Here is a 25,506-nt window from a genome sequence, read left to right as displayed (position 1 = left end):
CGCCACTGCGATCCCTGTACAGCACCCTCGCCAGGCGCCGACGGCACACGACGGAGCTTCCCGAGCCCCAGATCGTCGGCCGTGAGGACTTGGCCACCTCCATCCTCGACGCCCTTCACGACGATGGTCGGCTGATCGTCCTCCACGGGCGCGCAGGTGCCGGGAAGTCGACCGTCCTCCGCGCCGTCCTCGCGACTGCCCGCGCCAGCGGGGCGACCACCGCCGCGAGCGCCTGGGGCGAGAACGACGCACCCGCCGCGCCCTGGCACGAGGTGATCGCCGACCTCGACGTCGCCACCGAGGCCCCCGACCGCGACCTCGGCCCCTGGGTCCACGACCAGCTCGCCGCGCGGGCCGCCGACGCGCCCCTGCTGATCGCCCTCGACGACGCGCACCGCGCCGACACCGCCTCCCTCGACGTGCTGCGTGCGCTCGCGCGTCGCGGACTGTCGGCTGGCGTGGTCGTCGTGGTCGCGGCCCGGACCCCAGACGCCGTCGAGCACCCGCACTGGGATCACGCCGTCGCCGATCTCGGCGTCCACGACGCCGTCACCGCCCACCCCGTCGGCCCGCTCGCCGCGGACGCGGTCGCGACCCTCGTCCGCCGACGCCTCGCCGCGCTCGACCCCGACGATTCCCTCGCCGGCGCGGTCGCCGAACGCTCCGGCGGCCTCGCGCTGCACGTGACCGCCCTCCTCGACCTGCTCTCCCGCTGCAGCACCCGCGACGAAGCGGCGCGGGCGATCACCCACGTGCCCGACCAGGTCCGGGCGGTCGTCGAGCACCAGGCCGCCCAGCTCCCGGCCGCGACCGGGCGAGCCGTCGAGGCACTCGCCGTCCTCCGTCCGATCGACCTCGTCGGCCTCGCGACGGTGCTCGATCGCCGCCCCCTCGACATCGCCGACGACCTCGACGTCGCCGCCCGCGCGGGCCTCGTCACCGGCACCGACAACGCCTATGCGCTGCGCCACGACCTGGACGCCGACGGCCTCCGGGCCGGCGTGCCCCCGGTCCGTGCCGCCCACCTCCACCTCGCCCGGCTCGAGCGCCTCGACGAGACCGCGGACGTCTTCACCGTCCTGCGCCACACCGAGGGTGCCGCGACGCTGGTGCCATCGGAGCAGCTCGCGAGGGCGCGGGTCGCCGCCGGCATCGAGTCGTATCGACGCCGGGCGTTGCCCGAGGCGCTGGCGCTGTTCGAGTCCGCCCTCCCGGCCGCGCCATCGGCTGACCGGCCACGGCTCCTCGCCCACCGCGCCCTGTGCCTCGAAGCCACCGGTGGCACCGACCACCCGGACGACGCGCTCGACGACGCCCTCGCCGCCGCGGTGACTGCCGGCGACTTCGACCTCGCGGTGCTGGTCGCGATCGGCGACGAGCCGCTCGGCCTCTCCCTCCAGGGCGACCTCCGACGCCTCGCCCGCCTCGCAGCCTGCTCGACCAGCCGCTCGAGCCTCGACGTCGACTCGATCTACTGGCGGCGACCATCCGCGAGGCCGAGGCGACGGCCCAGGACGACGCCCACGATCTCCTGGCCGAGGCACGGGCCCTGGCGGACGATATCGCTCAAGACGACCCGGACACGCAGGCCCGGGTCCGGACGCTGGAGGCCCGCGGGCTGGCCGACGTCGCCCACTCCGCGCTCGACCGGCTCGCCGTCGCGACCGACGCCCATCGGCTGGCCAGGGCCACCGGCGACCCGACGCTGCTGCTCGACCCCACCGAGGTCCTGATGACCTGCGAGCTCGCCGTCGGTCACTCCGCCCGTGCCCACGCGCTGCGGGAGGAGCTCGAGACGACGGCCGAGCGCTGGTTCCGCCCGCGCTCGATCTGGGCCGCGCAGGTCACCGAGGCGGCCATGCTCCTCGCCGAGGGCGATCCGGGTGCCGACGACGCTGCCAAGGGCGCCGCCGCACGCGGCGCCACGCTCGGCCTCCCGAGCGCGCAGCTCGCGGCCGGGGCCCACCTGCTCGTGCGGCACCTGCTGCTCGGGCGCATCGCCGAGGTCGGGCCCCTGGCCGCGCACGCCTCCGCGGAGTCGTCCAACACGGCGGCCTGGGCGGCTGCGGCCGCGCTCGCGGAGGCCGCCGCCGGCCGCCACGACGGCGCGCGGGCGCACCTCGCCGAGTACTCCCGACGCGCCGCCCGGCCGGGGATGTGGTTCGCGCGGGGCGCGACGGCGATGGCCGCCGCGGCCGCGTTCGCCCTCCGCGAGGCCGGCGTGGCAGCGCGCGTCCGGGAGATCCTTCCGCCCGATCCCGACGCGGCCATCCTGGTCGGCTTCGGCGGGGCGGTGCTCGGTCCCGTCACGCTGTGGACCGGGCTAGCGGTGTGGACGCTCGACGACGTCGAGGCAGCGCGGCGGGACCTGCGGGCGGCGGTCGCGTTCGCCGACCGCGCCGGCTGGCCGCCATGGGGGGCGATCGCCCGTCAGTGCGTCTCGGCCCTCGAGGATCCGGCGGCATCCCTGCCGCTCGGCCTCCGCCGCTGAGTTCGCTGAAGGGACAGGGCACGTCGACCACCTCTCGCCAGGGCCACGACGGCGGCCGGTACCGCCGGCACGAGCAGGGCGAGCCTGGCGACGTGGGCAGCGACGGCGATTCGCCACCACACGTCCCCGGCGGGCGAGGCCGCGACGAGCTCGTCGAGCCCCCGTGCGACCGCGACCTTCTCGACGACGGCGAGGGCGCCGACCGCCACGGCCGCTGACACGAGGGCGCGCACGACCCGCGACATGGACGGTGCGCGGCTGCCTGGCGAGGCCGTGTCGGTCACGAATGGTAGTGACTCGCGCCACACCTTCAGCCATCTTTCAGTCGCCGCCGTCGGCCCGCCCAGGTGACGGGGACCGGGCTGAAAGGTCAACGAAAAGACAGGCGGCTCAGAGTCCCCGCCGTCGGGGGACGCAACGCTCAGTGGCCATCGTCCGAACTGTGATGAACCCGTCCGGGGGACATCACCTCGCTTCTCCGTCAGAGTTTCTCGGCGTGTCGCCGCGACACGCCCAAAACTGTGTACGGAGCGAGTAACGGACCTGGCCATGGAGCGCGATAGCCGGGTCAAGCGCACACCAGGGCGAGATGGTCTGGATGGCGCGGCGGGGGTCCACCAGAGCGCCCCCGACGCTGCTTCCTCCGGTCGCCTTCCGTGACTATGGGGGGTCACTCGACGTGAGCACGGACATCAGGACCGTGGGGGGAAGGCGGGACGTCATTGTTCCCGCTCCGCGGTCATCGCAGGACGGGCCGGTGGGACGTCCGTTCCGCACCAGCACGTGGCGCGCCCTGCTGGGCCGCGCGGTCGTGGCTGCCGACCTCGGCATCTTGTTCGGGGTCTGCGCGGTCGCCACCGCCCTCGGTGTCGGGACCCGCGACTGGGACCTCGCCGCCGCCGCCGAGTACAGCTGTATCGGTGCAGTCGTCGCCCTGACGCTGATGGGCGCGATGCGCTCCTGGGACAGCCAGGTGATCGGCCAGGGCGCCGAGGAGTTCAACCGCCTCGTCCGCGCCTTCCTCGGCGCGAGCCTCGTCCTCGCCCTCATCGGCTACCTCTTCAAGGCCGAAGGGCTGCGGCCCTGGGTGGTCGGGGTCGTCCCGGCCATGGGCGCCGGCGTCCTCATCGGGCGCTACCTGATCCGCCGCGTGCTGCACGCCGCGCGCCGCGAGAACGTCTGCATGGCCTCGGTGCTCGTGATCGGCAGTGAGGACGGCGTCGCCGACCTCGTCGCCCGCACTCGCCGCGTGCCGCACCACGGCTGGTCCGTGACCGCCGCCTGCACCTCGACCGGCCCGGTCGACGGTCACGCCGACCTCGATGGCGTCCCGGTGGTCGGCGACCTCGACGAGGTCGCCCACCACGTCGCGGAGCTCGGCATCGACGTCGTCGCAGTGTCCCCCACGCCGGGCTGGTCATCCCGCCGGCTCCAGTCCCTGGCCTGGGCCCTCGAGGGCACGGGGGTGGACCTCGTGGTCGACCCGGGCCTCATGGAGATCGGCGGCCCGCGGCTGCACGTCGCCCCCGTCGACGGCATCCCGATGCTGCGCCTCACCGAGCCTCGCTTCGACGGCGTCACCCGCGCGGTCAAGGCCGGCGTCGACCGCCTCGGCGCCGCGGCTCTGCTCTTCGTCCTCGCACCGGTCTTCCTGACGCTGGCGGTGCTCATCAAGCGCGACGGCGGCCCGGTCTTCTACCGCCAGGAGCGCGTCGGCCTCAACGGGTCGACCTTCCGGATGGTCAAGTTCCGCTCGATGGTCGTGAACGCCGACCAGATGGTGGCCTCGCTCGCGGCGACCAACGAGGCGGCCGGCCCGCTGTTCAAGATGAAGACGGACCCGCGGGTCACCAAGATCGGCACGACGCTGCGTCGTCTCTCGCTCGACGAGCTCCCGCAGCTGTTCAACGTGCTCGGCGGCTCGATGTCCCTGGTGGGTCCCCGGCCGCCACTCGCCTGTGAGGTCGCAACCTACGCTGACGACGCACGCCGCAAGCTTCTCGTCCGGCCCGGGATGACCGGCCTCTGGCAGGTCAGCGGCCGCTCCGACCTCTCCTGGGACGAGTCGGTCCGGCTGGACCTCCGCTACGTCGAGAACTGGTCGCCGGCGCTGGACGTGAACATCCTCTGCAAGACCCTCGGGGCCGTGCTCCTCGCCCGCGGCGCGTACTGAGAGTGACTACAGGTGCCTTGGGTTCGAATCCGCTCCGACCGGGTAATGGCGGAAACGAGGCCTGCGATACGGTCGGACACGCCAACCCGGGGGGGCGCGCGCGTAGTGATTTACTCCAGTTTCGTGCGATCTTGTGCGTCGCTCCAACCGGTAAGCTCAGTTACGGGTAGCCGGGAAGGGTAGAGAATGACCATTCAGGACTACCTCAGAGTGCTCCGCGAACGGTGGCGCCTGATTCTGGCGGTTACCGCTGTGGTCGTGCTGGCGACCGGCGTGGCGTGGGCTATAAGGGGTCCCGAATACACCGCCACCAGTACGCTCTATGTCTCTTCGCAGGTCGCCGACGATCCTAGCTCTGCATTCGAGGGTGCGCAGCTATCACAGCAGAGAGTGAGCTCATATATCGAGCTCGCTACTAGTAGAAGAGTTCTTGACGATGTAATTCAGCGACTGCACCTCGATACAAGCCCTGAGCAACTCGCCAAGAAGGTAAGCGCATCGAACTCGCTAAGCTCGGTCGTAATACAGGTGAAGGTCATCGACAGTTCACCAGCACAAGCCGCGCGGATCGCAAACACGCTCGACACGGTCTTCGTTGGCCTAGTAGACGAAATCGAGCGGCCGATCCAACCCAATGCGCGGCAGGCAGTGACGGTGCGGGTTGTGCAGCCGGCAGACGTCCCGGTCGTTGCGTCGTCCACCGGCATGTTGACGATTCTTGGTCTCGCGCTTCTGGGCGGACTTGTCGTGGGGATCGCGTGTGGGCTCGTGCGGGACAAGCTAGATACCAGAATCAAGAGCACTAACCAGCTCAGCGTACTCGCAGGAGCGCCCAACTTGGGCGCGACTCTCTGGGACCCTTCCGTAGTGGATCACCCACTTTTCGTGATAGCCGAAGGCTCACGGTCTGGCGAGTACGTTAGGCAGCTTCGTACAAATCTACAGTACATAGATGTCGATCGCTCACCCAAGACCTTCATGTTCTCAAGTCCCATGCCGGCCGAGGGCAAAACAACTACCGTTGCAAACCTCGGCCTTGCCATGGCGATGGGTGGGCTTCGAGTCCTCTTAGTTGAGTCCGACCTCAGACGTCCCCGGCTTACCAGCATTTTTGGCCTTGAGAATGCAGCTGGTTTGACCAGCGTCATAAGCGGCCGAGCGACTCTGGACCATGTGATCCAAGCTGCGCGGCCAAACCTTGACCTCTTGAGTAGCGGGCCGATACCGCCGAATCCGAGTGAATTGCTTGCTTCTCAAAATATGGCAAGCGTAATTCGAGAGTTGTCTGGGAGGTACGATCAGATCCTCTTCGACGCCCCGCCACTTCTCGCGGTGAGTGATGCTTCCGCCTTAGCGCCCCTGACCGACGGCGTCGTCGTGATTGCGCGTTCCAATAAGACAACTCGGGATCAGCTCTCGGCGGCAGTCGAGAACCTGAGGGCCAGTGGAGCGCCAATACTGGGCACGATTCTCACTGCAGTACCTGAGCCAGCGGCAGAAGGGCGTGCATACGACGCCTATCGCAGTGAAAAGCCTGAATCCTCGGGAGCTCCCTTTACTGCGATACATCGAGCGAGCAATGGCTCCGGCCATGGCGAGATGAGCAGGCCTACGCCGAGACCTCGATAGCGATCCAGCAGTGAAGAGCTCATTTCACAGCACCGCGAGCGCGTCGACGACGCCTCTACTCCTGTCATGAAGTATCGGCTGAAGGCACTAGGTAGCTTGACCGATGCTGGCGTATCCAGCCTCGGAAACGCCGTGCTCACGGTTTTAGGGGCACATCTCCTGCCGCCCGTTGCGTTCGGTTATCTCGCTACCTATCTCACAGTCGGAATTCTAGTGACGGGTTGTAACCGTGTCCTGCTGGTCGATGCCTACACTCTGAAATACAGTGCAGCGAGCCCTGAATACCGTCACCAGGCAGCTAGGTCTGTCCTCGGTTGTAGCGTTACCTCTGGTGTTGCCTTATGCGTCGTTGCGCTCATAGTCGCGTCCTTCGCACCTCCTGACGGCCGAGACCCCATCTTGGCCCTTGCGGTTGTTCTGCCGATGCTCATCTGCCAAGACTCCATCCGTTGGGTCTGCTACGCCGGGGGAAACGTAAGGGACGCGCTAGTAAACACTGCTTTATGGACTGTCGGCACATTCGCTGGCGTTGGAGTGCTTGTGGAAATGCATTCCTTTACGACGGCCTCGGGAATCGTTGTGTGGGGCGCTTCAGCGGGGATCGGCGCTCTCTTCGGGTTATCGTCAACCGGCCTCCTTCCACGCATTCAGGACTCCAAATCGTGGTTGGGCGAGGCAAAGAGTATCGGTAGCAGGAGCTTGGTGGATTTCACACTTACCCAGGCGATTGGCCCGGCCGGGGGCCTCGTGATCGCAGCGGTCTGCGGCGCGGCAGCCTACGGTACCCTGCGAGTAGCACAATTGCCCCTTGCGGCTGTTCAAATCGCGATCATGGGTACGATCTCTCTGATTCAGCCGCTCATGGTTGTTCAAGTGTCGCAAGGCGATATGGCGCAAGCTAAAAAGATCGCATTGGTGGCAGCTGGTGGGATGGTTGGCGTGACTCTATTCGTGGTTGCGGCTTCCTTTACGGTTCCGGCGCAATTTATGGCGCTCATCTTCAGCGATGATTGGATCACGTCTAGGCCCCTGCTGCCCCTCGCGGCACTATCATTTGTAGGAGGCTCGTTGAGTGCAGCGTATGGACCCTTCCTACGAGCCGTGGGCCAGCTAAGCTTCGAAGTCTTCACGAAGGCCGTCATCGCACCAATTACGATCGTTCTCGTCCTGGTTGGTGCTTGGTTGTTCTCAATCTGGGGCGGTGCCGGCGCACAGGCTGTCGGAGCGCTCGGCCTGGGATTCGTGACCGTCGCACGCGCGCGGAGATCCACCAATTTTCAGGTAGTCGAGTAACGGTGAAGGGACCTGAAGGGTGTTGCCTGAGTCTACGCCTCAAACTTCGCCGGGCGAGAAATTTGCGCAATGGACGACGACCGGGCTAGTCTGTGCGACGGCCGTCGCGCCCTACTCCGGGGATAACGTTGTAATTCCCTTGATTGCGCTAATCGCTATTTTAGTTCATCCTCGGTACACTCTGGCGCCACGATCGACCGGGTTAGACCTATCCATCCTGTTCGCGGCGTTTGCGTTGTCGAGTATGTTCTGGTCTCTTCTTCTCTTGTCTACCGTGGTATCAGCAGTGCAAGTCCTCCTTCTTGCGCTCGCTGCTCGCGCGATCGCGAAGAGCCTCTCGTTTGAAGAGACTCTGTACTCCGCCCGAGTCGGCTTTCGCTTGCTCCTTCTTGCGTCACTAGTGCTTGCATTCGTTCGTCCTGATATTGCAATCACGTCGGACTCGTACGAAGCAGGTACACTGAAGGGAGTATTTGATCACCGGAACCTACTCGCTTTCGTATCGGTGCTAGCGTTGAGCACTGTCATCGCTTCTGCCCGGAAACGCTCCCCGCTTCTATTAGTCTTTGACGTGGGCCTGGCTATTCTCTGCCTGCTTTTCGCGCAGTCACAGTCCTCAATACTCGCTGCAGTGGCACTCATCATGGTGTGGCTTGCAGTTCGCGGTGTTCAACGGTTTGAGAACACGACACGATACATCGCATTGACGGGCGTCTCCCTGCTCGGGGGCGCGATCCTGGCTTGGGCACTACTTTCCTTAGACACGTTGGTTGGCAGCCTGGGTCGGGATCTGACCTTCACCGGCAGACAGATCATCTGGGATGCTGTTTTGCAAGAGGCAGGCGAATCGCCCGTATTGGGTTATGGCTGGAACGCCGTATGGCACGACGATCTACCTCTGACAAACACGATCTGGAATATCACAAAGTTCTCAATATATCAGGCACATGAGGGATATCTAGATGTCTACATCCAGATCGGCGGCCTAGGGCTCTTCTTGTTATGTATTCTCATATTATCAACAGTAACTCGCTCAATTAGGACGGCGGTTCGCGGCGCTGCCGGGCACACCTATTGGCCTTTGGCGGCCATAATCGTCTTGATAGTAAGCAACTTTAGCGAGTCTCGATTCGTCACGCCGATCGGCTTGCTTTTTCTGTTTCTGACTTACCAGCTTTCGGGTGTTTGTCCAGCAATGAGTAGGACTATGTCAGGGAAAGCGGACGCGTGCCGTGTGCCTTCGGGGGCTGTTAGCAAATCGAGGGCAGCGGGCAGGGGGGCCTGCGTTGAGTAGTAGTACTAGCCAGAGAACGATGCGCGTGCTCCAAATTACTGACGGCTTAGAGGTTGGTGGAGTAGAGCGAGTAGTAGTAAACCTCGCCTCGAGCCTCACGCGGAATGTCGCGCGATCAGGCGTGCTGGCACATCCAGGCGGCCCATTATGGCGAGAGTTACCCAAGGAGGTTCTGCGTTACGAAGCATCCCCGCGAACTTCCCTATTGGGTAAGATTCAGTATACGCTAACACTGCGGAAGATCATCAAGAATGACAGATGGAACGTTCTGCATTGCCATCAGCGTGGTGTCGCACTCCTCGCGGTATTAGCGAGTGTAGGCACAGATGCTAAAGTCGTAGAGCACGTACACAATATGTTCCGAGGTGAAAGCCGTATGAAGAGGCTGGTCTCCTTCCGCGGTACTCGGCTCATCGCTTGCGGGTCCGCGATGGCTTCGATGTTGGTTAAGGATTACGGCCGCAAACCTTCTTCGGTTACGACGGTGCTTAATGCGGTAAATGCATCTGAGGCTGGCCCTGTGGGAGTACCGCCAAGTGCTACGGGGGCGCGACCGCGCATCCTGGGGATCGGTAGGCTAACTGAGCAAAAGGACCCCTTGCGCTTCTTGGAAACCATCCGGTGCATCAACCGTGAAGAACATTTTGTCGATGCTGAGTGGGTGGGCGACGGTGAGTTGCGCACTTCGCTTGAAGATCGCTTGCAAATGCAGCCTATCCGCGGATTCTCGTTGTCTGGCGCGTCAGATCAGGTGGGTGTCAAGTTGCGCGAATCAGACGTTCTTCTCCTTACTAGCAGGTGGGAAGGGCTTCCACTGGTATTACTTGAGGCGCTATCGGCGGGTCGCGGAGTCGTCGCTCCTGATATAGGTAGTTGCAGAGACGCTGTGATCTCGGGTGGCAACGGCATTCTTTATCCCCCAGACGCGACTCCCCAGGAAATTGCAGCAATCTTGGTTGCGGCGGTCCTAGAACAATCGTTCGTTTCGTGGGGCGATAATAGCAAGGCCCGTTCCAGCGAGATAGGTGAATTCGCCCGATTTCGCGACGAAGTCATCGCTGTGTATAACCAGGTGAGATCGTGAGAGTAGTAGTCGTAGCCCCTCATTTTCCCGAGTATGCGTTTCACTACGCGGAGGCGTTGGCGGGAAGGGCGGAGGTCTTGCTGATTGCGGATGCCGGCCAGTTTAACGACGAGTTCGAGGGGCGATTTCCGAGTACACATTGTTCGTCGGTGCGCCTGATGAAGTTCAAGTCGCCACTCGATCTCTTTGCGCTGCTCGTAACTATCCTTCGAGTTTGGCCAGAGTTTGTTCATTTTCAAGAGGCAGTCGGTCCGCGGCGAAGATTATTCAACTTCGTGGCCGGTCTTTTTTGCAAGTTATTCGCCACGATCGTGCTCACAGTTCACGATCCGGTGCCGCACGAAGGAAGGGATCACAAACAGGACCAGCGCTCGCGACGCTTGGCAATCTGGCTGAGGGAGCTGGCGGACGTTGTTGTCGTACACGGTGAGTATTGTGAGCATCTGTACCGATCGCATCATTCAGTGGCGCATCAAAGGCTGATTGTGTCCCGCCACGGAGTAATCCTTCAGGCGGATCGAGTACATTCCTCTCATTCGAATCCGGGAGAAGCGGGTCGTCATCCACGCGTGGCTCGTTTTCTTGTATTCGGTAGAATGGAGTCGTACAAAGGGCTTGAGACGCTTAGTCGCGCTCTGGATCACACAGAAATGACGGAAGTAGAGTACGAACTTGTGGTGGCGGGTACGGGCCCGGAGCTTGACCGTTTAGAAGCTGCGTTTACGGAATATCCGTCGGTGACGGTGCACAACAGATATATCGACCCACTATCCCTCATGTCCGAGTTAGAGATGGCTGATTGCGTTGTGCTGCCTTACACGTCCGCGACTCAGAGCGGCGTTCTTGCGGCCGCCTTTGGTTCGGGATGCTTTGTCGTCGCGTCTAATGTTGGTGGCTTGTCTGATCTGGTCGAGGACGGGGAGAACGGCCTGCTTGTAGAGGCCGGCGACGACCATGGGCTTGCTCAAGCCATTTCTAGGGTCGCGCGCGACCTGGAACTGCGGCGACACCTCGCCTCGGGGGCAGCTAAGACGGCTGAGACATCGCTCTCATGGGATTTGATCGCGGACAAGATCGTGGCTGAACTGGGTACGTTCAGATCAGCGGATCTGCGCAGATCGCAGACGGTGGAGTGATGAGGGTGGGCGAGGTGCCCAATCGCCGGCTCAGGTCAGCCGCTCGCTGCGGCGCCGCTACTGGGCCCGCCGTAACTGCCAGCTGTGCCACGAGAATTTACGACGCCGTCTACCGTCCCATTGTCGAGCCCGAGGCCACAGTTCAGCGCTGCACCCGCCGCACCTACCATCACCGACGCAGTTGGGGCCGCACCTGCGCGACCGCGCCCTCAAGCAGTGGATGGCGATGCACCCGATTCACCACCGCCGAGCGCTGAGCGTTTCGACGCCGGGCTCAACTCGCCGAGATCGCTGCGAGCTCCACGACCGGCCCGGCCAGCGCGTCGGCGCGATTCCCGAGCACCACGGCGAACCCGAGCACTGGCAGTTCGCCCGGCGCAGCCTGCCCGACCCCAACGTTGCCTACTATAGCTCCCACGGCGTTGCGGGGCGACAAGGCGTACTCGAGCAAGGCGATCCGGGCGATGTTGCGTCGCCGCGACATCACCGCGGTCATCCCCGAGCCCGACGACCAGGGGCGCAACCGGGCCCGCCGCGGGTCACGCGGCGGGCGACCGGTCGCTCTCGACGTCGCGGACTACAAGAACCGCAACGTCGTCGAGCGGGGCTTCAACCAGATCAAGCAGTGGCGCGCACTGGCCACCCGCTACGACAAGCACGCCCTGATTTTCCGCGGCGGCGTCGTCCTAAGAGCGATCTTGGTCTGGCTGACCATTACTTGAGAGACACGCCCTGGCCTAGGTCCGCGGCCGCCCCGCACGTCGGCGCGGCCAAGGCCATCTGATCGCAGACCTGCGCAGCCCAGCCGGCCCGCACAGTGATGCGAAGTTTGGGAACGTGCCTTGATGACGCCGCGCTTTGTCAAGCTGCTTTGGCTGGGCTTCGCGGCATCGGGTGCAAGCGCGCCCGAAGCAAGTGAGCCGGGCCTCTCGCCTAGAAGCGCCGGTCCCGGAGCAGCTCCTCGCACGCAGCAGCACCGCGGTGGAGTTGAACCGTACAAGGTCGAGCTACACAGAGGCCTGGTCTGCCCCGCCCTTGGCCGAGGCCCTCAAGCGTGTGTGAAGCAAATGGAATGCGACAGCCGGCGGCTCGGCGAGGTACCTGCGCGAGAGACGTCTGGGGCTCCGGGCAAGCCGGTACGCCCATTCGAGTCCGTACTGGCCCAACCACCGCGGCGCGAGGTCCTGCGCACCTCCGATGTAGTCCAGACATCCGCCGACAGTGCAGGTGACGGTTGCCGCGAGGTCGTCGTAGTTCTCCTGCACCCAGAGCTCTTGCCGAGGCATACCCATACCGACCAGGAGGACGTCGGGGCGGAACTGCTTGATCCAATCCAGGACCGCCCGGTTGTCGGCGGAGTTGCGAGTGGTGTCGAAGAAGCCGTCGTGTGCGGCCACCTCGATGCCCTCGAAGCGCTGGACGATCTCATCCTTGGCTCGGTCCGCGACCCCTGGCGCACCGCCAAGCAGAGCTATGCGGAGGCCCGCCTCGTTGGCGACGTGTAGGAGCGCCCCGAGCCAGTCGGTGCTGCCAACGCGGTGAGCGCTAGTAAGGTCGTCCTTCTTCCTCTGGGCCATCCGAAGGATCGGAGTGCCATCGATGATGGTGCGCTCGGCCCGGTCGTAGAAGCTTTGGATGAGCGGGTCGCGCTGCATCAGGTACAGGCTGTGGAGGTTGTGGTTAGCCAGCAGCATGCGTTCACCAGTCAACGAGCGAAGGACGATCTCGTTGACGATCTGCGGCACGGTCAGCGGGTGAAGCGTCATACCGGCTACTTGGACGGTCTCGACAGGGTCCACCAAGCGGTCTTCTGCTCCGGTGCGAGCGGATGGGACGAAGACTTCGGCCGCGTAGCGGTCGCAGGCTCGCCAGAAGGTGCTGGGCCGTTCCACGGGCCTTGCTTTGCGGCCGATAGCACTGTCTGAACCCAGCGGGGCGTGTCCTCCGAAAGAGTCAATGATTGGCTCCGTGCTCACGTTCTGTTCCCCCCTATGCGCCTGCAAGCGCCCCCCGGCTGGCGGCGCTCGGTCAAGAGCGCCTCTCGGACAGGTCATCGACGCGCTCTTCTCGATCGCTACAGCTGGTTCACCTCGTGACGGCGTGTCTCGCCGACGCGCCGAGGATCGAGATGTTGGAACATCCATTCGGAGCAGCCCATCCAAGGTTGCCAGGTGTGCGTTCCGTGTCCAAAATGGGACTGTCGAGAAGGTGCATCGTCCGCGCAGGCCAAGGGGACTGGAGCTAGCTTTCATCAGCCTTTCAGGGCAATCTTCGGACGACCCTCGTCGCACTCAGCGATAGGTGAGTGGACGTCAAGACTGCTCCGCGTGGTGCTGGTCACGGGTGCGCGGTGGGCGGCGACAGCACGCGGGTGGACGAGGCGACGGACCACGACGGGTCCACTCGCGACGGGCGCAGCTTGAGGTGCCCGGGAGTGCAAGCGAAGTGTCAGGCATCGTTAAGGATGAGATCCTCGATGCTCTCGGGGTCCCGGTCCCAGGACCGGCGCAGCGCACAGCTCGCCTGCCGGCCGCGCCGCGTTGACGCAGGTCAGGTCCGACGGGCCGCGCCGGTGAGCGCGTCGAGCCGACCCGGGTGGCTCGGCACGACCAGCTCGGGATCGATGTCGAGTACCCGCTCAGCGAGCGTCGCGTAGACGTCACGGAAGTCGACGGTGGCACGGAGGTCGCCGGAGTCGAGCTTCGTGAGGCCGGGCTGCTCGCCGTGGAACCCGCCGGACACGTGGTGGCCCAGGACGAAGACCGGGCCGGCGGTGCCGTGGTCGGTGCCGTCGCTGGCGTTGCGCGCACCCGGTGTCCGAACTCCGAGTACACGAGGACGACCACCTGCCGGCCCGCCGGCGAGGCTGCCATCCGGCTCACGAACGGCGCCAGAGCCCCGTCGAGCTGGCCGAGCAGGCGTTGCTGGGCGCCGCGTTCGTCGGCGTGGGTGTCGAAGCCGCCCATCGACACCGAGTACACCCGAGTCGGGACCCGTGCCTCCACGAGCGCGGCCACGGTGTCGAGTTGGCGGGTCAGCTCGGTGTCGCCCTAGGGATGCGTGTGGTCGACGGTGCCGCCCGCGACGTGCTGCAGAGTCTGGAGGTGGGTGATGGAGGTCGCCACCCGGGCCCGCCACGGGCCGTCGTCGGGATCCGTTGTGCCGAGGCCGCGCACCGCGTTCCCAAGTGCCCCGCCCGGCAGGTCGAGCCCGCCGCGGTCGGTGGTGGATGCAACGGCGCGGTCGCCGACCAGGAACGGCGGCAGCACCGGTTCCAACGAGATGGCGCGCAGTGGATCGTCGGGAACCGAGTCGAGCCAGCGGCCCAGCCATCCAGCTCCACTCGGACTGGTCGGTGAGCCGGTCCGCCAGATCGCCATCGAGCGGAAATGACTGTGGTCGGGCTGCGGATACCCGACGCCCCGCACGACGGCGAGGCGCCCGGCGTCCCAGTGACTCTTCAAGCCCCGAAGCGCGGGATTGAGTCCCAGGCCGTCGCCGAGGTCCAGCACCTCGTACGGCTGGTACGCGAGCTCCGGGGGCGCGTCCTGGTAGGCCGGATCGGTCGCGGGGATCACGGCGCCCAGGCCGTCGTTGCCGCCGTAGAGGGTCACGACCACGAGCACGCCGGCGTTCGGGTCCAGGTCGCCGGCCGCGCCGAGCAGGTCCGACCACGGCACCTGCGTGGCGCCGGCGAGGAGGGCTGCGGCTCCGGTGGCGCCGGTGGCCGCCAGGAACCGGCGACGGGTCAGGATCGGGATCGTCGTCCGCACCGGGTCACCCGCTGACGACGTACTCGGGACTGACCGCGGCGGCGGCCAGGAGATCGGTGGCGCTGCCGTCGGCGACCCCGCGTAGCGCTCTGCGGGTGCGGTCGCTCCAGTGGTCAACCGCCAAAGTGGCCCGGGCCCACTCCACCCGGGCGTTCCCACCGGCCGGTGCGCCCTTCGGAGGAGCTTGCCGCAGCAGGGTCCGGGCGACGGCCAACCGGTGCACGGTCGCCGTCGGGGTCAACCACGCCTGCCCGGCCGGCCACCCCCCGACGTTGGGAGGGCGGAACGGTACCTGGCCGAGAGCCTGCAGGTTCCCGACGAGGCCCTTGCGGTTCGTGGCGTCCAGCTCGGCAGGCCTCGCCCCGATTGCGCGCGCCAGGCCGGTGGCCCATTCCACGGGGGATTTCACCAGTGACGACGCCGGGTCCTGGAACGTCGTGGAGGTGGCCAGGGCGCGCAGGAGCGCGGTGATGTCGGTGCGCTGGCCATAGGCCACGGTCAGACGCTCGAGCTCGTCCGGGTCGGGTGGGAGCGGGGACACCAGGCGCGTCCAGAGCTTCGTCGCGACGAAGCGGGCCGACGCCGGAGTCGCGATCACGGCGTCGACCAGTCCGTCCGCGTCGTAGGTCGCCGGGCGCCCCAGCACCGTCTTGATCGTGGCGTCGTGCTTGGCGGGACGCAGGGACGCGGTGCCCCTGGTGAAGTCGACGTTCCACCCGGTCAGGGCCCGGGCCGACTCCCGGACGTCGGTCTCGCTGTAGTGCCCGACCCCGAGGGTGAACAGCTCGAGCAGCTCGCGCCCGAGGTTCTCGTTGGGCTGCTGGATGCGGTTGGTCTGCCCGTCCAACCACAGGATCATGGCCGGGTCGGCGACCATCGCCCGCGTCAGGCTCCGGAAGTCGCCGAGCCCGAGCCGCCGCAGGGTCTGGTTCTGGGCCAGCATGAGGTTCGGGCGGTTGACCTTGTCCTCGCTGGTCGCGAAGTGGCCGTGCCAGAACCAGGCCAGGCGTTCCGGGACGGGCGCCGTCACCGCCGCCATCCGGTCCAGCCACCAGATCTTCATGGCCTGCTGCTGGTCCGCGCGTTCCGCCTTGACGTCGAGGCGGCGCGGGTCGTCGACGCCGGCGGGGTCGAGGGGGTCGATCTTCGGGACTGGAGTGGCGGCGGCGCCCGGGTCGGCCGGGTCCGGGTCGAGCAACTCCTGCAGGGTGGCGTCGAAACCCTGCGCGACGCCGTGGTCGATGTCCGCGCGGCGCGCACCCAGCCCGAGCCGGTCGTAGAGGCGCCGGACCGCGGCCCGCTCCTCGACCGGTTTCACGCAGCAAGTGTGAGCAGGGCCGGGGTGCCGGACAACGCCGTGCCGTGATCGGACGATCGAGATCATCCGGACGCCGCGCGGCCGTCCAGCCTCGAGTGCAGCAAACAGCGCTCGGACCCCGGCGCGCACGAATGGCACGCTACCCCGGGCGGGTGTAAAGGCCTGCGTGTCGTTGGTCTATCCGGGTGCTCCCGTACGCAGTGAGGAACATCGGCCTCACGCGATCCGAGGACAACCTCGAGTGAATCGAACGACGATCCACCGTCCGGCACTTGGGTGAACATGAGCCAGTGCAACCCAGACCCGGCGGGCCGGGGCCTCTTGAAGCTAGCGAGTCTCCGACTCTTCGGACGGCCTGCAACCGTTTCACGACGCCTCGGTCGCGCGCCCTGCTTCGGGTCAGCTGCCGTGCTCAATCGTGACGTCGAGCAGGCTCCAGTACACCGAGGCCGGCGGACCCGTCCGGTCGGTGATCAGCGGGCCACCGCCGCAGGTGCTGCCGTGCACGGTGAGCTGAAGAGGTCGCGGTCGCAGGTCGGCCCGCCGTCGACAACCAGGACCACCAGTGGGCGGAACATCCGGACCGGAGCGGCTGGCGTGTTTTGGCGCCCCGCCGACGAATGGCGTGGGCACGTCGCTGCCGCCAGGGCATCGGCGGGCTGTCGCGGCAGCCCGACATTGCCGTTCCGGACTGTGGTCAATCGGGCGACCCAGAACGTCCGGGACGACGCCGCGGTCACTGTCCTACCAGGCCGGGGACCTGGAGGTGTCGTTGTCGCGAGCACCTGGCCGAGCGGGTCGGACCCGACCACCGACTCCGTCCGCCGTCCGAACGCTCCCGCCCCGTCTACGACACCGGCCCGTACTGTTCGTAGCCCTGTCGGTCGAAGGCCAGCATGTCCGGGGTGAACTTCGGGGAACTCCGACGACGGGTGTACCGGACGATACCGATCGAGTACCGCCGCCCACAACACCAGCAAAGGGCGAGCTCGACCTATGGAGAGTCCCTCCGAGATGGGCCGGGGCCGCCAGGTCGTCGACGCATTAGTCCGGCAACTGACGACTGCGGGTGCCCCAAGTGGCTGTGTAAACAACTCATCAAGTGGATCGCCAGGACTGATAACACGCCGTAGGGTGGAAGCGATACTTGTTCTGGTGGGTGGAGGACCTGCTTGGGTGAGAGTGCTCTTGGGGGGCGAGGGCTTTGAGCCACGACGCGGCTCGTCGATGGTGGAACACCGAGCACGACGTCCGGCGGGTTCTACTGGACCGTCGAGCGAATTGCAGCAAGCCGGGAGTAAGGAAAGACCCATATCGGGTGGGTTTAGCTGTCGAAGGCGGGGGCTTGCGCGGCGTAGTTTCTGCCGCCATGCTGTGCGCGCTCGAAGACCTGGGATTCGCGGATTCGTTCGATGATGTGTACGCCTGCTCGTCGGGTGCGGTCAACGCGGCTTACTTTTTGAACGGGGCGACGTGGTTCCCGCTCAACATCTACTTCGACGACCTGACGACAAAGAACTTCCTCGATTATCGTCGACTATATCGTGGCAAGCCAGTGATGGATCTCGACTACGTATACGACGAGGTCCTGGCTCGACGGAAGCCCCTCGACTACGGACAAATCCGATCGAGCGTGCGGCCATTGCACATACTGGTCACCAACGTCTCCAAAATGAGACGCGAAGACGCGTATCCCTACAAAGACGATAACGATGTTCGTGACGCGCTGAGGGCTAGCACGTGGCTCCCGCTGGCCACCTATGGGGCAGCCAACTTTCGTGGTCAGCCCTTCATCGATGGCGGTGTTGTGCAGTTCCATCCGTATACAGCGGCCGTCGCCGATAAGTGCACACACATCCTTTCCCTCAGTACGAAGCCGATGTCTCATCAACCCGCCGTGTCGAGAACAAACCGTTACCTTGTTCGACCGTGGCTCAACCGAATGAGGGACGAGTTGGGGGACGCCTTCATCAATAGTCTCGAGAAGGATGCATCGATCGACAAGCCGTTGCTGCGGAATGGCAGGATGAAGGCGGCCTCGAATCCTAGTATCCTGGACCTCGCCCCTCTCCCCGATGACCCTGAGATTCGTCGGAACGAGGCCGAGCGCGGTGCACTAATTAGAGGTGCGGGCAAAGCCTACCGCGTACCGTATGCAGTTCTCGAGAACGAGGAGATCGAGCCGGTTATTCGGTTTATCGGGATGGCTGGCGCGTCGACTTTCAGCAGCAATTTTCGACATGGGGGAACAGGTGACGACCGCGGTTCGGCCTGACGGTGCATTCGAGGAGACGAGGGCCGAGTACTCCGCTCGAGTGATGAGTGTCATCGCGGACATGATCGGCGACGAAAGCGAATCGGAAAAGGCTGGTGCTCTACGCGCCTGCTGCTCCAGCCGAAGTGACTGGAACGCGGCGCTGAGCGGTCTCCCGTTGGAGCCCGCGACGTTTCTGGTTTACGTGGGAGTACGACGGCCTGAGTTCGTAGCCCGGCTCGAGCGGTGGCTTTCCGAGCGGCCGGTGGGAATGGCCTCAGATGACCGAGCTATGCGCGGTTTCCTAGCCGTGCTGTATATCACGCTCGTCACCATGCAGGAAGCAGGACGTGACCAGGCAGGTGTAACGGACGCGGCAGAGCATCAACGAACCAGCAATCACCTTTGCGATCAGACGTGCCGTGAATTCGTGTCAGAGCCAGAGGTGCGTGAGGCACTGATCGCTCTCTATCGACCCGACTCGGGATTGGACGAGATGCATGCTGAGGCCGACTCCGAAGAAATGAGCGAGTGGACGTCGATCCTGCAAGACGGGTGGACGTTGGTTCGGCACGGCTCTACCTCGGTGATCTTGAAGGCGCGTGCCAGGAAGCGGATGGGTCAGCGTGCAAAGCTAGTCCTCAAGATCCTCCTTCTGCCTTACGCGAACGTTCCACTAATCGCCAATGAGACCGAGAAGTACGCACAGTCTCACAACGCAGAAGGGCGGGAAGGAAACCACATATCCACGATGGTGCATGTCTGGTCCAGTACACGCCGGTGGATCATCATGGACTTCGTCGAGGGTACAACCCTCAGGGAAGCGTACCTGGGGCTGCTCACTCGCACCAAAGAACTTGACCGGCGGGGTCGGGCAGACGGCAATGTTCGACTTGATCTTATCCGCAGACTAGCGATTCCGCTTCTCGTAGCGATGGCTGAACTTCGGCGGAACAACAAGGTTCACGAGGACTTATCGCCCTCTAATGTCATGTTCACGCCCTCGGCGGACGGCCGCTCCTACTCAGTCACCTTCATCGACTTCGGTCGGAACTATCTCTATACTCGCGCCGTTGGCGGTCCTGAAACTCCAGACGGAACCTTCGTCGCTCCGGAGGTGCGCGACGACCGAGAGGTCGCCGAAGAGAATGCGTGGCGCACCGACCTCTACTCAATCGGCAAGATTCTGATCATGCTCGGCAACGTCGGAAGCGCTCGCGACGGGGTCATTCCTGACCGCTTCTATGGCCAAGCGCCGCTTGTGGCCCGGGCTGTCGAGGATCTTATCGATTCGAATCCGTCGCGCCGACTGCTTGTATTCGCTGATTATGCTGTCGGGCGGAATCCCTACGAAGGCCTGGCCGTACTGCTGACCCAAGAGCTCGACGCCACCCAAGGCGCGCTGGTCTCGTCTGCCGACGATCGCGACGCCGCTGTACCATACGACCACGACACCGTGAGCGCGGCGTTGGGCAGTCTCCTTCCGCTGTCGCGCGAGCCGAAAAAGCGGTATCGGGTGTACCGAGTCCGTAAGCGTCAAGAGCATGTCCTGAGCGACCCGCGCCGTTCATTCTATGCTCGCTGGCTGCTTCGGTTCTCGATACTGGCGTCCTTCACGTACTACATCACCGCGCTCGTTTCGATCTTGTGGTTCCTTCGAGACCTTGGAATCGACGTACTCGGTCCGGGAGCGCAAGTCGGGATGCGCGCTCTCGGTCTTCCGCAAGGCTCCATCCCCTTCGTTGACGATCTTCAAATGCCGACATATCACCTCGGCGAGGTGATTAGCAATCTGCCCGCTCGGGTCATCGGCTTGAGCTTTGCTCTGATCGGGTCTCGCTATTACCAAAATATTCTAGGCTCATTTACGACGCGTGTCGCGGACAGTCCACGGCTTCTGGGTGGAGTCTTTCGTGGGGCGACAGAATTCGTTACCAGGTTGATGGCGGTCTGGTCCCTGCCGCTGATTCTTGCCTGCAACCTCGTCAATCCACGCTGGTGGCCCATTGCGAGCGCCATGGGGTACACAGGAGTCCTGTTTGCGAACCTCTCAAGCGCAAGCTTCGCGGACCGATACCTCCGCAGGGGGCGTGAGCTGGGCTTGAGCACCCTGCCGGGTCCGCACCAGAAGATCACGGGCTTGGACGGCTACAGACAATGGGGTCCATCGATGGCTTTCTATGTCATCATCGTCTGGGCGTTCGCGGTACCCATCTATCTTGGAGTGCTTAAGGATACAGGAGTTTACGTAACTGTTGTGGCGGCCGTGAATATTGGTCTGTTCTACATCATCAAGACGGGAGCCAATGCACTTGATGTCCGGACTGGATTGAACAGGGCAGTGTTGGCATCAGAGCGCGTACGGTGTCTAGCGGATGGCGCGCAGTCCTCGCGCGTCATCCGACAGGAGCCGATGTGGGAGCCAATCGTTCGGAACCAGTGAGTTCCGTCGAATACCGCCCTGTCTCTGACCTGAACGGCCGCCTTGGCTCGAGCGCGATCGCGAGGTCTGGGAGGACTTGACATCGCCGGGCCGATAATGCGCTTTCGCTGACGAGCCGCTTTCTCCGCGTCAAGTCGCGGACTTCCTGGTCGTTGAGGTGGCGTCGAATGGACGCTTTGCCATGGCGCCCGTACGGGCCGTCTTCCCCATCTGCGCCGCCGAACAGTCTTGCGTAGCCCGCAGAACGCTCCGCACCTGCGTTGACCGTAATTGAGCTCTGAGCAAGCTGGTGGCTGGTGGCTGGCGGCATCGCGGAGTATTGCTACGCGAGTGATCCGATGAGGGCAACGGCAGCCACAATGCTCTCCGCGAGGGCCCGACGGGCTAAGAGGGCAACGTCGGCGCGCGGTCCTGCCCAAGGCCGACGCCGACCAAGAAACAGCCGAGCAGGCCTCGATCTGCAACACGCAGGATTCCCAGGCCGCTCTGGCGTCCCGGGTATCGGGCACTGCACTGCCAAGAGCAGGCCTTTACCGACCAAAGGAAGGGCGAGCGCGATGCCGCTCAGGCGGCCCTCGACAGGGCCACGCGCGACGCCGAGGAGCGGATCGACGGCGACGCCCCGTGGAACCCGCAGCGGACCAAAGCCGACCTCGCCACCACCCAGTCGCAGCGCGGGGCGCTGAACGCAAAGCAGAGTCAGTACTAGGCCACGGCGGCGACCGCCTCCGAGCACCGCGGGGTAATGCCGGCTCGGCTCCATGCGCTCCACCGGCTCTCCGCGGCACGCCATGATGCGAAGATCATGTGCTTTGACGACGTCGTCGGAGAACGTCTCGCCCTCGTCCTGCGGGCGCGGCAGAGCACGCTGAACATGTCGCGGCCCTGACCGGCTGGTCGACGTCGTGCTCGCGGGAGGGTGGGTGTGGCGGCGGTAACACCGGCGACGAGCTCACCGATCACCTGGGTGCCCGGAGGAGCGACCTGCGGGCTGCTCGGTGAGGGGGGCCTGCTGATGCGTTCGCCCGGACGTCTTCTCCTGCGCGCCGGACTGGCCGTGCTCGCCGTCGTCGCCCTGGTCGTCGCCCCGGCCATCGCTTCGGCGAAGACGGGCACGCGCTATGTGAACATGGGCGACAGCTACAGCGCCGGCGCCGGAATCGTGCCGCCCGCCCCGGGCTCCCCGCCCGCATGTGCCCAGTCGGCGCTGAACTGGGCCCGGGATCTGTCGGCGACGCGCGGCTACCAGCTGACCGACGTCTCGTGCAGCGGAGCGGACACGACGGACTACACGACCTCGCAGTACCCCGGCGTCCCGCCACAGCTCGACGCGCTGTCGCGGCAGACGCAACTGGTCACCATGACCATCGGGGGCAACGACAACGGCGTGTTCACCGGGACGATCCAGAAGTGCGGCGCCGCGGCGGCCCAGACCGCCGGCCAGGGCAGCCCCTGCAAGGACATGTACGGCGACACGTTCGTCAACACGATCAACAACAGCACCTACCCGAATCTGGTCAGGGCGCTGACCGAGGTCAGGGCCAAGGCACCCAAGGCGCGGGTCGCGATCGCCGGATACCTGCAGATCCTGCCGCCGACGACCGGCTGCTACCCGGTCATGCCGATCGCGACCGGCGACGTGCCCTACCTGGACAACGTGCAGGCCACGCTGAACGACGCGGTGAAGCGCGCGGCCGGCGTTACCGGCGTCACGTACATCGACGTCACCGGCGTCTCGACCGGCCACGACGCCTGCCAGCCGATCGGCACGCGGTGGGTCGAACCGGTCGCGGGCTCCACGAACTTCGTCCCGGTCCACCCCAACGCCCTGGGGGAGAAGGCCATGGCGGACCAGGCCGTCGTGGTGCTGGGACTCGACTGAGCTCGGCGCCCGCTTCTGGGCGTGGAGAGTCGGCGACCCCACGCTCGCCCACCCCGTCCAGCGCGGCGTCCAACAGGCGTTCGCGGCGGTCGGCGAACTCGCGCCGGGCCTGCGCTCGAGACTTCCGGGACCGACCCGATCGGCGTTCCCGCTGCTGGAGGGTCGTTGTCGGGGGGTGCGTTTACAGTCACCCCCATGAGCGGTTCGGTGGTCGACGAGGCGGTGATGCGCCATGCCCAGGAGGTCATGGTGGCCGCCCGGCGCGCCGAGCACGCGGTGCTGTGCGAGGTCGCTCGGCTGGAGTTCACCGGCACGGCGGAGGTGTCGGGCTACGGGTCGACCGAGCGGTTGGTGCAGGACCTGTGGCGGGTCGATCTGGGGGAGGCGCGCCGGTTGGTGCGCCAGTCGCGGGTGCTGTGTGCGCCGCCTCTGCTGAACGGGGCGGTGGGTGAGCCGCGGTTGTCGGCGACCGCGCCGGTCGCGGCGGCGGGGGTGCTCGACCGGGCGCACGTGCGGGTGATCGACGAGGCGATGCGCTACCTCGAGCGGGTCGACGGGATCGATCCGACGGCGCTGAGCGAGGCCGAGGCGTTCCTGGCCGACAAGGCGGCGCAGTTGGCACCGCGCGGGCTGGCGCGGGTGGCCGCCCAGCTGATCGCGGCGTTGGATCCCGACGGGGTCGCGCCGGAGGAGGAGCCGGAGCCGAGCGACGAGCTGCGGGTGGGGCGCCGTCAGGACGGGTCGTTGGTGCTCAAGGGCCGGTTCCGGGGGCGGGCCGACTGTCAGCTGATCCTCGCGGCCTTCGACGCGCTGTCGGGCCGCGCCGGTGCGGACGATCACCGGTCACTCGAGGCGCGCTACGCCGCGGCGTTGCTGGAGCTGTGCGGGCAGGCGATGGCCCCGGAGGGGATCGGCGACACGGTGGCGCCCGAGGACCGGGCCCACCCGGGGGAGACCACCGCACCATCGGAACGCGGCGAGCCCGACCCGCGGCACCTGCGTCCCGAGCAGCGCCACCCCGAGGACATCGCCCGTCGGGAGCGCTACGAGCGCGACCTCGCCGACGCCGACGACGCTGCCGCTCCCGGCACCGAAGCGGACGACGCGGCCGCGGCCACCGAGGAGTCCACGAGTGCCGGCGGGGAGATCCCGCCGGCGTTGCGGTCCCGCGCGCCCGGACGGGCGCTGCTGACGGTGTCGATGCCGTTCTCGTGGCTGCGTTCGCAGATCGGCTACGGGTTGGTGGGCGCCGAGGAGGAGATCAGCCCCGCCGAGGTCCGTCGGTTGGCCTGCGACTCCGGGATTGTGCCGATGGTGCTGGGGACCCGCTCCGAGCCACTCGACGTCGGACGGATGTCGTACACCATCCCCGAGGCGATCCGCCGGGCGCTGGTGTTCCGGGATCGCGGATGCACGTTCCGGGGCTGCAATCGGCGTCCCGAACGCTGTCACGCTCATCACGTGCACCATTGGGCGGACGGTGGCGAGACGTGCCTGGCGAATCTGACGCTGCTGTGTGCCTACCACCACCACCTGATCCACCACGGCGACTGGGTGATCACCATGAGCGAGGGCCGGCCCTGGTTCACGCCGCCGGCGTGGATCGACCCCGAGCGATATCCGATCCCGGGTGGACCCGGGGTGCTCTGATCTCGACGGGCGGCGCTCGACGCCGCCCGTCTGGGCACGCGTGCGCTCAGGGAGCCGCATCTCGCCCGAGACCCTCACCGGCCGACCCCGAGCCCTTCTCGACGGGGAGGGCGGTGAGCTGCAAGAACGCCGTCCGAGACCGCTTGACGGGCCGGCCGAGTTCGCCGGCCGACACAGTCGACACGGCCGGTCCGTCCTCCCGATCGCGTGTCAGACTCGGGACGTGATCGCGGACGTCCCCGAGGAGTTGCGTGAGGAGGTCGTGGCGGCGCTGCGCGAGGCCGGTGCCCGCTTCGCGCTCCTGCACGGGAGTCGCGCCTCCGGGACGCACCGGACGGACTCCGACGTCGACGTCGGGGCGTGGTGGGGCGGGTCGGCGCCGGCGTCGTTCGAAGTGACGCTGCCCCACGGGGTCGATCTGGTCGTGCTCGACACGGCGCCGCTCGAGCTGCGGGGGCGCATCGCGCAGGAGGGGTTGGTGCTCTTCGACGACGATCCCCCCGCGCGGGTTCGTTGGGTGGCCACGACCCGCAAGATCTTCTTCGATGAGAGGCCGCGTCTGGAGCGGGCGCATCGCGAGTTCGCCGAGGGCCTGCGTCGTGGTCGATGAGGTTCGGGTGCTGCGGTTGCTGCGCGCGGTGTCGGACGATCTGGCTCGGCTGCGCGCCGAGGCGTCGGCCGACGACCGACGTCGTCGGGATCCGATGTGGTTGCCCGGGGTGAAGTACACCTTCGTCACCGCCATCGAGGCCTGCGTGGACATCGCCCAGCATCTGTGCTCGTCGGAGGGATGGGGTCCGCCGGCCGACAACGGTGATGCCGTCCGCCTGCTCGCCCGCCACGGGGTCATGGACGCCGTCCTCGCCGATCAGCTGGCGCAGGCGGTCGGCTTCCGCAACGTCCTGGTGCACGAGTACGTCGCGGTCGACGATGCGATCGTGGTGTCCCGTCTGGATGACCTGTCCGATCTCGACCGGTTCGCCGTCGCCGTCGTCGAATGGCTCCCTTCGGTCTGACGGTCTGCCCTCGCGGCCGGCGCTCCAGGCAACCCGACCTGCCTGAGAGCCACATGGCCCAGCTCGTCGA

General features: G+C 65.8%; 19 protein-coding genes and 1 pseudogene. 15 read left to right on the top strand and 5 right to left on the bottom strand.

The features are described from left to right. Nucleotides 1-89 precede the first annotated feature (89 nt). The 9 genes from HH311_RS11155 to HH311_RS11115 all read left to right on the top strand — a co-directional run bounded on the left by HH311_RS11155 (nt 90) and on the right by HH311_RS11115 (nt 11,822). The gene (locus HH311_RS11155; protein WP_169183734.1) at nt 90-1,733 is read left to right on the top strand and encodes an ATP-binding protein; all 1,644 of its coding nucleotides are present in this window, start codon (nt 90-92) and stop codon (nt 1,731-1,733) included. After that, nucleotides 1,733-2,491: a hypothetical protein gene (locus HH311_RS11150; protein ID WP_169183733.1), complete on the top strand. Its 759-nt coding sequence runs from the start codon at nt 1,733-1,735 to the stop codon at nt 2,489-2,491. The genes HH311_RS11155 and HH311_RS11150 overlap by 1 nt, the downstream gene beginning before the upstream one ends. A 757-nt stretch (nt 2,492-3,248) precedes the next feature. After that, the gene (locus tag HH311_RS11145; protein WP_312030080.1) at nt 3,249-4,664 is read left to right on the top strand and encodes a sugar transferase; all 1,416 of its coding nucleotides are present in this window, start codon (nt 3,249-3,251) and stop codon (nt 4,662-4,664) included. Nucleotides 4,665-4,850: 186 nt separating this feature from the next. Further along, nucleotides 4,851-6,293, top strand: coding sequence for a polysaccharide biosynthesis tyrosine autokinase (locus HH311_RS11140; protein ID WP_169183731.1), 1,443 nt, complete (start codon nt 4,851-4,853; stop codon nt 6,291-6,293). A gap of 702 nt (nt 6,294-6,995) precedes the next feature. Beyond that, nucleotides 6,996-7,586, top strand: coding sequence for a hypothetical protein (locus HH311_RS11135; protein WP_169183730.1), 591 nt, complete (start codon nt 6,996-6,998; stop codon nt 7,584-7,586). Between the two features lie 244 nt (nt 7,587-7,830). After that, on the top strand, nt 7,831-8,880 hold the full coding sequence (locus tag HH311_RS33690; protein WP_396027435.1) for an O-antigen ligase family protein: 1,050 nt from the start codon (nt 7,831-7,833) through the stop codon (nt 8,878-8,880). 19 nt (nt 8,881-8,899) lie between these two features. Then, nucleotides 8,900-9,964 carry a glycosyltransferase gene (locus tag HH311_RS11125; RefSeq protein ID WP_169183728.1) on the top strand — a complete coding sequence of 355 codons (1,065 nt, stop codon included), beginning with the start codon at nt 8,900-8,902 and terminating at the stop codon, nt 9,962-9,964. Continuing rightward, entirely contained in the window at nt 9,961-11,100 is a 1,140-nt protein-coding gene (locus HH311_RS32585) for a glycosyltransferase family 4 protein (RefSeq protein ID WP_169183727.1), read from the top strand. Before HH311_RS11125 ends, HH311_RS32585 begins: the two co-directional genes overlap by 4 nt. A 422-nt stretch (nt 11,101-11,522) precedes the next feature. Beyond that, the gene (locus HH311_RS11115) at nt 11,523-11,822 is read left to right on the top strand and encodes a transposase (protein WP_169183726.1); all 300 of its coding nucleotides are present in this window, start codon (nt 11,523-11,525) and stop codon (nt 11,820-11,822) included. A 285-nt stretch (nt 11,823-12,107) separates the two neighbouring features. Here HH311_RS11115 and HH311_RS11110 read toward each other — a convergent pair whose 3' ends face one another. From HH311_RS11110 to HH311_RS11100, 5 genes and pseudogenes are all read right to left on the bottom strand, one after another. Continuing rightward, complete coding sequence (locus tag HH311_RS11110) at nt 12,108-12,899, bottom strand: WecB/TagA/CpsF family glycosyltransferase (RefSeq protein WP_169183725.1); 792 nt, start codon at nt 12,897-12,899, stop codon at nt 12,108-12,110. Between the two features lie 751 nt (nt 12,900-13,650). After that, nucleotides 13,651-13,842, bottom strand: a complete 192-nt coding sequence (locus HH311_RS33220; protein WP_312030091.1) for a hypothetical protein — start codon at nt 13,840-13,842, stop codon at nt 13,651-13,653. A gap of 119 nt (nt 13,843-13,961) precedes the next feature. Continuing rightward, nucleotides 13,962-14,066: pseudogene (locus HH311_RS33215) on the bottom strand (hypothetical protein); the annotation flags it as partial. Between the two features lie 84 nt (nt 14,067-14,150). Next, complete coding sequence (locus HH311_RS31595) at nt 14,151-14,873, bottom strand: twin-arginine translocation signal domain-containing protein (protein WP_312030079.1); 723 nt, start codon at nt 14,871-14,873, stop codon at nt 14,151-14,153. Nucleotides 14,874-14,877: 4 nt separating this feature from the next. Then, on the bottom strand, nt 14,878-16,191 hold the full coding sequence (locus HH311_RS11100; protein ID WP_169183724.1) for a DUF1800 family protein: 1,314 nt from the start codon (nt 16,189-16,191) through the stop codon (nt 14,878-14,880). A gap of 1,318 nt (nt 16,192-17,509) precedes the next feature. On the opposite strand from HH311_RS11100, the gene HH311_RS11095 reads away from it, so the two are divergent. The 6 genes from HH311_RS11095 (at nt 17,510) to HH311_RS11070 (ending at nt 25,436) form a co-directional block, all read left to right on the top strand. Further along, nucleotides 17,510-18,466: a patatin-like phospholipase family protein gene (locus tag HH311_RS11095; RefSeq protein WP_169183723.1), complete on the top strand. Its 957-nt coding sequence runs from the start codon at nt 17,510-17,512 to the stop codon at nt 18,464-18,466. A gap of 43 nt (nt 18,467-18,509) precedes the next feature. Then, nucleotides 18,510-20,888 carry a hypothetical protein gene (locus HH311_RS11090; protein WP_169183722.1) on the top strand — a complete coding sequence of 793 codons (2,379 nt, stop codon included), beginning with the start codon at nt 18,510-18,512 and terminating at the stop codon, nt 20,886-20,888. 1,057 nt (nt 20,889-21,945) lie between these two features. Continuing rightward, nucleotides 21,946-22,770, top strand: coding sequence for an SGNH/GDSL hydrolase family protein (locus HH311_RS11085; RefSeq protein WP_312030078.1), 825 nt, complete (start codon nt 21,946-21,948; stop codon nt 22,768-22,770). A gap of 195 nt (nt 22,771-22,965) precedes the next feature. After that, nucleotides 22,966-24,420 (top strand): HNH endonuclease signature motif containing protein, encoded by a 1,455-nt coding sequence (locus HH311_RS11080; protein ID WP_169183721.1) that lies wholly within the window; start codon nt 22,966-22,968, stop codon nt 24,418-24,420. Nucleotides 24,421-24,643: 223 nt separating this feature from the next. Continuing rightward, a complete protein-coding gene (locus tag HH311_RS11075) occupies nt 24,644-25,030 on the top strand; it encodes a nucleotidyltransferase domain-containing protein (RefSeq protein WP_169183720.1) in 387 nt (128 codons plus the stop codon). A 16-nt stretch (nt 25,031-25,046) separates the two neighbouring features. Beyond that, the gene (locus HH311_RS11070) at nt 25,047-25,436 is read left to right on the top strand and encodes a type VII toxin-antitoxin system HepT family RNase toxin (RefSeq protein WP_211190122.1); all 390 of its coding nucleotides are present in this window, start codon (nt 25,047-25,049) and stop codon (nt 25,434-25,436) included. Nucleotides 25,437-25,506 lie beyond the last annotated feature (70 nt).

This window comes from Actinomycetospora sp. TBRC 11914 (genome assembly GCF_012933465.1).
Lineage (GTDB): Bacteria > Actinomycetota > Actinomycetes > Mycobacteriales > Pseudonocardiaceae > Actinomycetospora.
This window is presented reverse-complemented; position numbering and strand designations above follow the sequence as displayed.